This is a genomic window from Bradyrhizobium sp. SHOUNA76, assembly GCF_023006445.1.
GTDB lineage: Bacteria > Pseudomonadota > Alphaproteobacteria > Rhizobiales > Xanthobacteraceae > Bradyrhizobium.
In genome coordinates this window covers 1-10620 of record NZ_JALBHA010000193.1, presented here as the reverse complement: position 1 = coordinate 10620, position 10620 = coordinate 1, and the positions used below count along the sequence as shown (strand labels likewise).

General features: G+C 64.7%; 11 protein-coding genes and 1 pseudogene. 2 read left to right on the top strand and 10 right to left on the bottom strand.

Going from position 1 to position 10620, the window contains the following annotated elements; all coding sequences use genetic code 11:
• From MOV74_RS20045 to MOV74_RS20035, 3 genes and pseudogenes are all read right to left on the bottom strand, one after another.
• A pseudogene (locus tag MOV74_RS20045) lies at positions 1–232 on the bottom strand (hypothetical protein); the annotation flags it as partial.
• A 132-nt stretch (positions 233–364) separates the two neighbouring features.
• Positions 365–613: a hypothetical protein gene (locus tag MOV74_RS20040; RefSeq protein ID WP_063200334.1), complete on the bottom strand. Its 249-nt coding sequence runs from the start codon at positions 611–613 to the stop codon at positions 365–367.
• 140 nt (positions 614–753) lie between these two features.
• Entirely contained in the window at positions 754–1728 is a 975-nt protein-coding gene (locus tag MOV74_RS20035) for a nitronate monooxygenase family protein (protein WP_246925930.1), read from the bottom strand.
• 123 nt (positions 1729–1851) lie between these two features.
• Between MOV74_RS20035 and MOV74_RS20030 the strand changes: the two genes are divergently transcribed.
• Positions 1852–3414: an AMP-binding protein gene (locus MOV74_RS20030; RefSeq protein WP_246925929.1), complete on the top strand. Its 1563-nt coding sequence runs from the start codon at positions 1852–1854 to the stop codon at positions 3412–3414.
• A 341-nt stretch (positions 3415–3755) separates the two neighbouring features.
• Here MOV74_RS20030 and MOV74_RS20025 read toward each other — a convergent pair whose 3' ends face one another.
• From MOV74_RS20025 to MOV74_RS19995, 7 genes are all read right to left on the bottom strand, one after another.
• On the bottom strand, positions 3756–4529 hold the full coding sequence (locus tag MOV74_RS20025) for a thioesterase family protein (protein WP_246925928.1): 774 nt from the start codon (positions 4527–4529) through the stop codon (positions 3756–3758).
• Between the two features lie 148 nt (positions 4530–4677).
• Positions 4678–5646, bottom strand: coding sequence for a nitronate monooxygenase family protein (locus MOV74_RS20020; protein ID WP_246925927.1), 969 nt, complete (start codon positions 5644–5646; stop codon positions 4678–4680).
• 302 nt (positions 5647–5948) lie between these two features.
• Positions 5949–7349, bottom strand: coding sequence for an aspartate ammonia-lyase (locus MOV74_RS20015; RefSeq protein WP_246925926.1), 1401 nt, complete (start codon positions 7347–7349; stop codon positions 5949–5951).
• 36 nt (positions 7350–7385) lie between these two features.
• The gene (locus tag MOV74_RS20010) at positions 7386–7904 is read right to left on the bottom strand and encodes a hypothetical protein (RefSeq protein WP_246925925.1); all 519 of its coding nucleotides are present in this window, start codon (positions 7902–7904) and stop codon (positions 7386–7388) included.
• Positions 7905–7951: 47 nt separating this feature from the next.
• Positions 7952–8554 (bottom strand): YqaA family protein, encoded by a 603-nt coding sequence (locus tag MOV74_RS20005; RefSeq protein WP_246925924.1) that lies wholly within the window; start codon positions 8552–8554, stop codon positions 7952–7954.
• A 144-nt stretch (positions 8555–8698) separates the two neighbouring features.
• Positions 8699–9103 carry a phosphoribosyl-ATP diphosphatase gene (gene hisE / locus MOV74_RS20000; protein ID WP_246925923.1) on the bottom strand — a complete coding sequence of 135 codons (405 nt, stop codon included), beginning with the start codon at positions 9101–9103 and terminating at the stop codon, positions 8699–8701.
• A 118-nt stretch (positions 9104–9221) separates the two neighbouring features.
• Positions 9222–9590 (bottom strand): hypothetical protein, encoded by a 369-nt coding sequence (locus MOV74_RS19995; protein ID WP_246925921.1) that lies wholly within the window; start codon positions 9588–9590, stop codon positions 9222–9224.
• Between the two features lie 229 nt (positions 9591–9819).
• Here MOV74_RS19995 and MOV74_RS19990 point away from each other — a divergent pair.
• Positions 9820–10620: ABC transporter substrate-binding protein (locus MOV74_RS19990; protein WP_246925920.1), on the top strand; the 801-nt coding region annotated here is incomplete at its 3' end.

Here is a 10620-nt window from a genome sequence, read left to right as displayed (position 1 = left end):
GCCTGTCGGCCGGCACCTGGACCGGCTCGATCGCGGCCGAAGCCAGGGCCAGGGTCGGGACCAGACGATCGGCCTTGGCGGCGCGGTTGGCTGCGAGGGGCTTCGGCGGAGGCGTCTGCGAGATCATCTCTTCGCTGACGCTGGGCACGCTGTCGCGGCCAAGAATGGCGGTGGTGGCGGCGCCCAGGACGAGGAAGCAGGTCAGGACAACGATGGTGATGGCTTTGGACAAACGTCTCTCCGCGTCCGACTTCAAGTCCACGTGATCACTGCCCGGAAACTGGGCGATAATTAAGGCTTAACCGTGCCGTTGCGGCGGTAATCGCGCGGACTGCGGCGACATCGCCCGGAAAACTCAAGGAAATCAGGCCGCTGCCGACAGGTCGTAGGCATCCTGGATGTCGGCGACGATCTCCGAGGCCTCCCAGACCGCGCGCGGCTCGACCGATTGCAGCGCCACCGTCCAGTTGCCGCCCCGGCGGGTGCGAGGGACGCTGACGATGTCGAAACGGACGTTGCGGCACAGCGGGTGGCGGGCCAGGGCATGGGCAACGCGAACGCGGATCTCGTCCAGCGAAGCCGCCGTCTTGGTGTTGAGATAATCGAAGTCCATCGCCTGTCCCTCTCGGCCCTGATTGGTGGCCGTGAGGGGATTCTTGGCGGGCGTTGGTTAATCTGCCGTTAAGTGGGGCGTTTCGAGCGAGCGCTCGATTAACTGTGATCGGGACGAACGGCCCCTGCCTTTCCGCAATTCTACGGGGAGAGGTGTGTCCTCGCCTCTCGATATTCGACCGCCGTCCGCGCAACGAGATCGTCGACAGGGAGCACATCGTTGACGCCCGAGGTGGAGTGCCCGCCGCTCCAGATGTCGCGCCAACGCTTCGGCCGGTTTTCGCGCGCGGCGACGTCGATATCCTCAGCGATGTCGATCGTGCCGCGCGCCGGCAGATCGTCGGGATCAAGCCCTGCGGCCACGATCGAAGGCCTCAGCATGCTGGTCTGCAGGCCGGTAAAGGCGGTGGTGAGCAGGATGTCGTCGGCGCTGCTTTCGACCAGCATCAGCTTGTGGCGGTCGTCCGCCATGCTCTCGCGTGTCGCGATGAACTTCGTGCCCATATAGGCGAGATCGCAGCCGAGCACTTCGGCCGCGTGCAGCGCATGACCGTCGCTGATGCCGCCCGCGAGCACGATGATGCCGTCGTAGAATGCACGGACCGCGCGGACGAAGGCGAACGGGTTGAGCCAGCCGGTCTGCCCGCCGGCGCCCGCGGTGAGCAGCACCAGCCCGTCGGCACCTGCTTCCGCCGCGCGTTCGGCATGGCGGATGGAAGCGACGTCCGCCAGCACCAGCGCACCGGCATCGTGCAGCGGCTTCAACACCGGCGCGGGCGAGCCGACCGAAGTGATGACGACCTCCGGCCTATGTCGCAGCAGCACGGAGAGATCCTGCTCCAGCCGCGCATTGGAGCGGTGCACGATCAGGTTCGGACAGAGCGGCGCTGCCTTGCGGCCGGTTTGATCCTCGTGCTGGCGCAGCCGCGTTTCGATCGCGGTGAGCCATTCATCGAGCTGGTCCGTGCTGCGGCAATTCACGGTGGGGAAGCTGCCGATGACGCCGTTGCGGCAGGCCGCGATCATGAGCTCGACGCCCGACACCAGGAACATCGGCGCTGCGATCAAAGGCAAAGCGAGACGATCGCGAAAGCGTTGCAGTCGATCGGATGTCACTCAATTCTCCTTGTCGCTCTTGCCTCGCCGCACGGGCTTTGTCGTTTCATCCCGCAGTTCCTGTGCTAGCGTCATCCGCAACATTGGCACGCCAGAAGCCGGTGACAAGCAAAGAGGAAACATATGTCCGATCCGCTCCACGCATCGTCCCCGACTTGCGCGCAGACGCTGCGGGCGCTGTCGCGCTATCCCGGCCGCACCGCTTTCGCATGGCCTGAGGGATCACTGACCTATCAAGGCACGATCGACCTGATCGGACGCATCCAGGGCGTGTTCATGCGGCTTGGATTGCAGGTGGGCGCGCGCGTCGCCTTCCTCACCGCGAACCGGGCCGACACCTGGTGCGCCGGCGTCGCCGCGCAATTGTCGCGGCTCTGCATCACCTGGCTGCATCCGCTGGGATCGCTGGAGGACCAGCTGTTCCAGCTCGAGGATTCCGAGGCGGAGATGCTGGTGGTCGATGCGGCCGCCTTCCGCGACCGCGGCGGCGAACTCGCCGCGAGAGCGAGCCGACTCAAGGCAGTCTTCACCATGGGGCCGGCCGGCTACGGTGCCGATCTGCTGGCGGCGATCGAGAGCGCGGGACACGCCAGCGCGCAGTGCCTCGCCAGTCTCGACGATCTCTCGACGCTGAACTACACCGGCGGCACCACCGGCAAATCCAAGGGCGCGCTGCGCTATCACCGCGAGAATGCCGGAGCCGCCGCTGCGATCCTCGCCGATTTCGAGATCCCCGACGCCGCACGCTACCTCACGGTCGCGCCGATCAGTCATGTCGCCGGCACGAAAGTGCTGCCGACCCTGATGCGCGGCGGCACCGTCCACATGCTGAAGGGATTCGATCCCGAGACCGTGCTGGCCACGATCGCGCGCGAGCGCATCAACTTCACGCTGTTCGTGCCGACCATGATCTACGTGCTGCTCGACCATCCCGCGCTGGGCAAGAGCGATCTGTCCTCACTCGAGCTGGTGCTCTACGGGGCGTCCGCGATGTCGCCGAGCCGGCTGGTCGAGGGCATCGAGCGCATCGGACCGGTGTTCTCGCAGCTCTACGGCCAGACCGAATGCTATCCGGTCTCGGTGCTGCGCAAGGCGGATCACGATCCCAGGACGCCCGAACTGTTTCTGTCCTGCGGCTTCCCTATCGCGGCCTGCGAGGTCAGGATCCTCGACGACAACGATCAGGAGGTGAAGACGGGCGAGGCCGGCGAGATCTGCGTGCGCGCCCCGCATGTCATGGCCGAATACTGGAAGCGGCCTGACATCACCGCCGAAACGCTGAAGAACGGCTGGGTCCATACCGGCGACATCGCACGGAAGGACGAGCGCGGCTACATGTTCATCCTCGACCGCAAGAAGGACATGATCGTGTCCGGCGGCTTCAACATCTTCCCGCGCGAGGTCGAGGACGTGCTGTCGCAACACGCCGATGTAGCCATGGTCGCGGTCGTCGGCATCCCCGACGAGAAATGGGGCGAAGCCGTCACCGCCATCGTGGTGCCGCGCGAGGGCGCTCGGCCCGATCCGGATGAGCTGATCAACCTGGTCAGGACGCGAAAAGGCTCTGCGCATGCGCCCAAGCAGATCCAGTTCGTCAAGCAATTGCCGATGACCGGCGTCGGCAAGGTCGACAAGAAGGTGCTGCGTGCGGGCTTCTGGAGCGGCCGGGACCGAATGGTGGGGTGAAATACCCCGGGATTCTACGGTGTCATTGTTGCCCCGACACCACAACGCGCAACGGAGTGCGCGCGCGCAGCGTCCACGCAATTGCCGGCGAATCGGGGAATCACCTAGACCGCTGATGGGGCTGGGAAGCGGAGAGTAAGATGAGAGTCGCTTCCCTGGAAAGTGCAGTCGCCGCGGTCACGTTGATCACGGCTATCATCGTGGTGCTGTGGGAGATCAAGATCTTCTACGGAATGTGAACTGGCAGGATGCCTCTTCGAACACGACCGAGCATCCCTTCCGCGGCGGCGGAAGCCTGCCGTTCAATCGGCCAAAGAGCGATCCGGGGCTTACCGTCACGCTCACCGCTTCTCGATCACCAGGCTCTGCACCGCTCGGCCGAAATAGCCCTGCCGGTCGGCTAGCCGGGACATAGCCAGTCCTGCGCCGTCGGAACCAATCCAGGATTCGCCGTCGAGCAGGATCCACTCGCCGACCGGCTGACGTGCGAAGCTCACGGTGAGGTCGGCGTTGATGAACGTCCAGGCGCGGAAGTCGAGCATCGAGGCGGTGCCGTTGGAGAAATCGGCGGCGACCACGGCGCGCATCGCCTGCGAGATGCCTTCTCCCTCGATCAGTGGATGATCGACACGAAACCAGATCGCACCGGCGCCGGCCTGGCCGAAGCGGCCGCGCGCGGCGCGCATCGAGACCAATCGCACGAACGGGCTGGTGACGGCGACACTGTCCTCGACCAGCGAATCCTCAGGCGAGGGCAACGTGACCGGCGGCTGCTCGACGTCGTCGGGCAGCGTCAGCGCCTGGCGCCTGATCTTGAGCACGGTGGCGCCGACCACCTGCACGCCGTCGGCGAGCAGCCTGATCTCGCAGAGCTGGATCTTGCGGCCCTCACGCAAGATTTCGGTCGCAATCGTGAGCGGCCCGACCGGCACCGGACGCATCAGATCGATCGTGAGGCGCGCGACGTCCATCGGCACAGGCGTCGGGATGCGTTCCGCCGCCCATGTCACCAGCGAGGCCGGCGCCGAGCCGTGCTGCATGCGCGGGTCCCAGGGACCAGCGGCACCCGGGCCGGTGACGACGCTGTTGCCCTCGACGCGGTAGATGGCGGTCATCGTTTCAATCGGCCTCAGTTGACGTTCCCCGGACGCTGCGCAGCGCGTAGCGGTGCGCTGCTGATCCGGGGTCCATACGTTGCTTCGATGGGTCCCGGCTCCGCGCAGCAGCGTTGCGCGCTGCAGCGCGTCCGGGACACGAGAGCGATCACAACGGCGGATCGATCGCTTCGTCGTACTCCTTTTTGAAGCGCGCGATCAGTTCGGCGGCGGGCACGACGCCCTCGATGCTGCCGATGCCCTGGCCCGAGCCCCAGATCTCCTTCCAGGCCTTCGGTTTGGCGCGCTCGCCGGAGGCGTCGGTGCCGAAATTCATCTTGGAAGGGTCGGAGGTCGGCAAATCCTCGGGATCCATGCCGGCAGCGAGGATCGAAGGTTTCAGGTAGTTGCCGTGCACGCCGGTGAAGAGGTTGGAATAGACGATGTCGTCGGCGGTCGAGCCGGCAATCATCTCCTTGTACTTTTCGACCGCATTGGCTTCCTTGGTCGCGATGAAGGCCGAGCCGATATAGGCGAAGTCGGCGCCGAGGACGCGCGCGGCGCGGATCGCCTTGCCGTTGCCGATCGCCCCCGACAGCGCGATCGGACCATCGAACCACTTGCGGGTCTCGGCGACGAAGGCCAGCGGCGAAATGGTGCCGGCATGACCGCCGGCGCCGGCCGCAACCAGGATCAGGCCGTCGGCACCCTTCTCGATCGCCTTGCGCGCAAACTTCTGGTTGATCACGTCGTGGAAGACGATGCCGCCCCAGCCGTGCACGGCCTGGTTCAGCTCCTCGCGGGCGCCGAGCGAGGAGATGATCATCGGCACCTTGTACTTGGCGCAGAGCTGCATATCGTGGTCGAGCCGGTTGTTCGACTTATGCACGATCTGGTTGACCGCGAACGGCGCCGAGGGCCGGTCGGGATGGGCCCGGTCATAGGCCGCGAGCTCTTCGGTGATGCGCGCCAGCCATTCGTCGAGCAGCTCCGGCGGCCGGGCGTTCAGCGACGGAAACGAGCCGACCACCCCCGCCTTGCACTGCGCGATCACGAGATCGGGCACCGAGATGATGAAGAGCGGCGAGCCGATCACGGGGATCGACAGGCGTCCCTTGAACAACGCAGGCATGGACATAGCGAAACGATCCTCTGTTGGCCGATCAATGGAAGGTTGGGCACCATACCAACAAGGCAATCTTTCCACTGTCAAGTATTGCGTTGTGCCGCCGCGCCGGATGCCGTTACCGCAATTCCAAGGCGCGGAATTCCGACAGCATACGGCTATCCGTCCTCGCCGTCATTGCGGGCGACTTGTCCGCCGAAGCTCGAAGAGCGAAGGCGGAAGCGGAGCAATCCAGTCTCTTTCCGTGGAGACAGCCTGGCTTCGTCGCAAGGGCTCCTCGCAATGAGGAGGCGAGAGCCGCGGATGACCACGACCTACGCAATCAGATCCGGATTGATCAGCCGCTCGAACGAGAACATCTCGTCCCACTTCTCCTGCGTCAGCAGCTTGCGCTCGACCACGACGATCTGGTGCAGCGACTTGCCGCTCTTGTAGCCCTCGCGCGCGATCTCGGCGCATTGCTTGTAGCCGAGCAGCGGCTTCAGCACCGTGACGATACCGAGGGAATTCAGCACCATGTTGCGGGTGTGCTCCTCGTTGGCGGTGATGCCGACGACGCAATTCTCGCGCAGGCTGTTGACCGCGCGCTCCATGGTGCGGATCGAGAAGAACAGCGCGAACGAGATCACCGGCTCCATCACGTTGAGCTGGAGCTGGCCCGCCGAGGCCGCGAGCGTCACCGTGGTGTCGAGCCCGATGACGAGGAAGCTGGTCTGGTTGACGACCTCGGGGATAACGGGGTTGACCTTGCCAGGCATGATCGAGGATCCCGGCTGAAGCTGCGGCAGGTTGATCTCGTTGAAGCCTGCGCGCGGACCGGACGCGAGCAGGCGAATGTCGTTGCAGATTTTCGTCAGCTTGCTCGCCGTGCGCTTGAGGACGCCCGAGAGCTGCACATAGGCGCCGGTGTCCGAGGTCGCCTCGACGAGATCGCCCGCGAGGATGAAGTCGACGCCTGTGAGCGCGCTCAGATGCCGGACCGCGAGCTTGGGATAGCCGACCGCCGCCGTGACGGACGTGCCGATCGCGGTGGCGCCGAGATTGATCTCGCGCAGCAGCGCCCGCGCTTCGGAGATACGGTCGACCTCCTCGCCCATCGTGGTGCCCCATCCCCGGAATTCGGCCCCGAGCGACATCGGCACCGCATCCTGGAGATGCGTGCGGCCCATCTTCAGGACGCGGTCGAACTCGCGACCCTTGGCGAAGAAAGCTTCCTGGAGCTGGCGCAGCGCGGTCATGTAGCTTTCGAGCCGCAGGATCAGCGCGAGCCGAAACGCGGTCGGATAGGTGTCGTTGGTCGACTGGCCGTAATTGACGTGGTCGTTGGGACTGACGTGCTGATAGTCGCCCTTGCCGAAGCCGAGCGATTCCAGCGCGAGGTTCGCGATCACCTCGTTGGCGTTCATGTTGGTGGAGGTGCCGGCGCCGCCCTGGATGAAGTCGGTGACGAACTGGTCCATCATGTCGCCGGCGATGACGCGGTCGCAGCCGAGGATGATCGCGTCCGCGACCTTGGCGTCGATCGCACCGAGATCGCGATTGGCCATGGCGGCAGCCTTCTTGACGTAACCGAGCGCCTTCACGAAGTAAGGCTCCTGGTTCATCGGAATGCCGGTGATGTGGAAGTTCTCCTTACCCCGGATGGTCTGGACGCCGTAATAGATGTCGTCGGCGATCTCACGCTGTCCGAGGAAGTCCTGCTCCGTACGGCTCATGGGCGCTCCTTGCTGCATGCGCGCGAGGCCTTCACGTCAGTTCTGGCACAGCGCGCTGGTCACGAAAGTATCGGTGCGGCAATCGTCCGGCTTGCGAGCCCTGCCGGGAATCAGGACCTTGGCCGAGCATTTTTCCGCGGAGTCGGCATTCAGGCTCTTGCCGTCCTTGTATCCCTTGCTCTGGCAGAGCTGGTCGGCGGCCTGCTTGCAGTCGGGCGCACCGTTCGACGAGGCTGGACAGGCCACGCGACCCGATACCATGGTGGAGGGCTTGGCCAGCCGCGACAGATCGTTCATTGTTTCACTGGGGCTTTTGATCGGCGGCAGGATCGAGGGCAGCTTGTCGAACAGCTTGCCCATTTCGTTGAACAGCCCGGGATTCTCTGCAGGTGCGGGCGTCGAGGGCGGCGGCGCAGCCTGCGGCCCTTGCTCCTGCAAGCCAAGCGACGGCGGCGCCGATTGCGCCCACCCGGTCCCGCAAGCACCGAGCAGGAGCAGCACTGCTGACATCAGCGTCCCGAGCCGCACGGCGGCATTGCCGGATCGAACCATCATGACGGCAACCGTAGCCGAAGCCGGCCCTGCGGCAAAGCGCCGTGGATCTAGATCAGCTTGACCGCCACCACGAAGCCGAGCACCAGCACGGCAGCGCCGACCGCCACCACGAGTCCGAGATGCTTCTCGATCTTGACCCGGATCCAGTCGCCATAGCGGTTGAGCAGGATCGCGACGATAAAGAAGCGTCCGCCGCGCGCGACGATCGAGCACAGGACGAACAGGACGATGTTGTAGCCGGCGAAGCCCGAGGTGATGGTGACGAGCTTGTAGGGGATCGGCGTCAGCCCCTTGAGCAGGATGATCACCGCGCCCCATTCCGCGTAGGAGGCGCGGAAGGCCTCGACCTTGCCGCCGAGGCCGTAGACCTGGATCAGCCATTGGCCGACCGAGTCGAACAGTAGCGCACCGATGGCGTAGCCGACCACGCCGCCGAGCACCGAGGTGACGGTACAGACCATCGCATAGACCCAGGCGCGCTGCGGGCGCGCCAGCGACATCGGGATCAGCATCACATCCGGCGGGACCGGAAAGAACGAGCTTTCGGCGAAAGACACGACGCCCATGATCCACAGAGCGTAGGGCTTGTGGGCGGCGTCGATGCACCAATCGTAAATACGTTTCAGCATGGCGCCGCGATGAAGCACCATGGGACGGATTTGTCCATGCCGAGATTGAGGCGAATTATGGCGTTTCGAGCATGATCCGGAAAAGTGTGCAGCGGTTTTCCGAAAAGATCATGCTCAAACAAGAGGCTAAAGCGCGATGACCGTTCATCCTGGTTTCATCGCGCTTTAGTGGCGCTTGCGCGCTGTGCGGCCCTCGAGCGCGACAATTGGCCGCCTGGCGGCCACGCGCGGCGACGCGACTTTGGGCAGCTTCATCGAGGATTTCGGCAGCTTCTCGGCGATGCCGAGCATGTCTTCACGCCGCGTCATTTCGCGCCAGACGTCCTCGGGACGCACGCCGGCAGAGGCCCAGAGCACTGTGAGATTGTAGAGCAGGTCCGCGCTTTCCCGGATCACGGCCTCGCTGTCGCCGTTGACCGCATCGATCACGACTTCGATGGCCTCTTCGGCCAGCTTCTTCGCCATTTTGGAAGGCCCGCGCTGAAACAGCCGGGCCGTACGCGATGTTGCCGGATCAAGATCCCTGGCCGCGAGCACAGCCAGATATAGCCGCTCAAGCGAATCACTCATGGTACTCAAAACTACTCTAAAGCAATGTCGAGCGCGTTAACGCGCGACAATAAAAGCAGAAAACAGGCCGGCGCGGCAACCGCGACGGCCTGTCCTGTTCAAACCTGTGCTGCCAAACCTAGTAGCAGTTCTGGTAGTAGCCCTGGCCGCAGAGCTCGGACGGAGCGGTGCCGCCATAGCGCTGATATTGGTAGTTCGGGCCCGGACCATAATACGGCCCATAGGCGGGGCCGCTGTAATAGGCCGGACCGCCGTAATAGCCATAGCCCGGACCGTAGTCATAAGCGTAGGAGTCACGGCTCGCGGCGATGGCGAGACCGGTGCCGATGGCCGCGAAAGCCGCAGCAGCAGCAGCACCGCCTCCGCCGCCATGCCAATGGCGGCCGCCCGCATAGGACGCGGTCGGGGCAATACTGGTCAGCGCCAGCACCGCGGCGGTGGCAAGAACGGCCTTTCGGCCCGCAAACTTGGAGAATCGCTCGAACATGTCTTGGGCCCTCCTTTGGGACCTGGAATGCGACGCCTGCGGACAGGCTCATGCCTATCAAACCCGCATGACCTAAGTTGGGTTCCCGAACCCCAACACAAGCTGAACGGGGTTGCGTAACGATGCCGCAACGCCGCTCATCCTCCGTTCATGTTGGCGCGGACAGACTGGCTGCCGGCCGGCGCTGCGAGCGTCGCGAAACCATAACAATGCGGGACCGACGCAACTGATGTCGGACTTCAAGTCGATCGCGCTTCGTTGCCTGCTGGCCCTCTCGATCCCGCTTGCGACACTGATCGCCCGCGATGTCAGCGCGGCCGAGACCGCTGCGCCCTCCCTTGCGATCCACTTCAGCTTCGACCGCCCGTTGGACGCGAGCATGGCGCCGTTCTTCCTTGCGGCGAAGGACGGCAGCTTCGGCGCCGAGCGTCTCAACGTGTCCTTCAGCATCGCAACCGGATCGCCCGAGGCGCTCGCACGCGTCGCCAAGGGCGACAGCGAGCTTGCGCTCGTCGACATCAACGAGCTGATCCGCTTTCGCGACAAGGAAGATGCGGCGCCGGTCAAAGCCGTGTTCGTGCTGTTCAACCGCGCGCCCTACGCGATCGTCGCGCGCAGGAGCCGAGGCATCCATGTGTTGCCCGATCTCGACGGCAAGACCGTCGGCGTTGCCGACGGCGATCTGTCGATGCGGCTGTGGCCGGCGCTGGCGCAGCAGAACGGCATCAAGGCATCCCGCGTCAAATTCCACAAGATTGGCGCCGCGGTGCGCGAGCCGATCCTGTCCGCAGGACAGGTCGATGCCGTCGCGGGCTTCAACTATCTCTCCGCGGTGAACCTGCGCGACCGCGGCGTGCCCGGAGCCGATCTGGTCGTGCTGCGTTATGCCGACTATGGCTGCGAGGCCTATGGCTTCGCCGTGGTGGTCAGTCCCGCCTTCGCCGCAGCAAAGCCGGACGCTGTGAAGGGCTTCGTCCGCGCCTTGATCGCCGGCATCGCTGCGACCGTCAAGGAGCCGGCGCGTGCGGCG

What these genes read in the sequence shown, in the direction of transcription:
- MOV74_RS20015 (WP_246925926.1), bottom strand. Translation starts at nt 7,349, where the DNA reads ATGAGCCGTACGGAGCAGGACTTCCTCGGACAGCGTGAGATCGCCGAC.
- MOV74_RS20020 (WP_246925927.1), bottom strand. Translation starts at nt 5,646, where the DNA reads ATGTCCATGCCTGCGTTGTTCAAGGGACGCCTGTCGATCCCCGTGATC.
- MOV74_RS20010 (WP_246925925.1), bottom strand. Translation starts at nt 7,904, where the DNA reads ATGATGGTTCGATCCGGCAATGCCGCCGTGCGGCTCGGGACGCTGATG.
- MOV74_RS20030 (WP_246925929.1), top strand. Translation starts at nt 1,852, where the DNA reads ATGTCCGATCCGCTCCACGCATCGTCCCCGACTTGCGCGCAGACGCTG.
- MOV74_RS19995 (WP_246925921.1), bottom strand. Translation starts at nt 9,590, where the DNA reads ATGTTCGAGCGATTCTCCAAGTTTGCGGGCCGAAAGGCCGTTCTTGCC.
- MOV74_RS20040 (WP_063200334.1), bottom strand. Translation starts at nt 613, where the DNA reads ATGGACTTCGATTATCTCAACACCAAGACGGCGGCTTCGCTGGACGAG.
- MOV74_RS20005 (WP_246925924.1), bottom strand. Translation starts at nt 8,554, where the DNA reads ATGGTGCTTCATCGCGGCGCCATGCTGAAACGTATTTACGATTGGTGC.
- hisE (WP_246925923.1), bottom strand. Translation starts at nt 9,103, where the DNA reads ATGAGTGATTCGCTTGAGCGGCTATATCTGGCTGTGCTCGCGGCCAGG.
- MOV74_RS20025 (WP_246925928.1), bottom strand. Translation starts at nt 4,529, where the DNA reads ATGACCGCCATCTACCGCGTCGAGGGCAACAGCGTCGTCACCGGCCCG.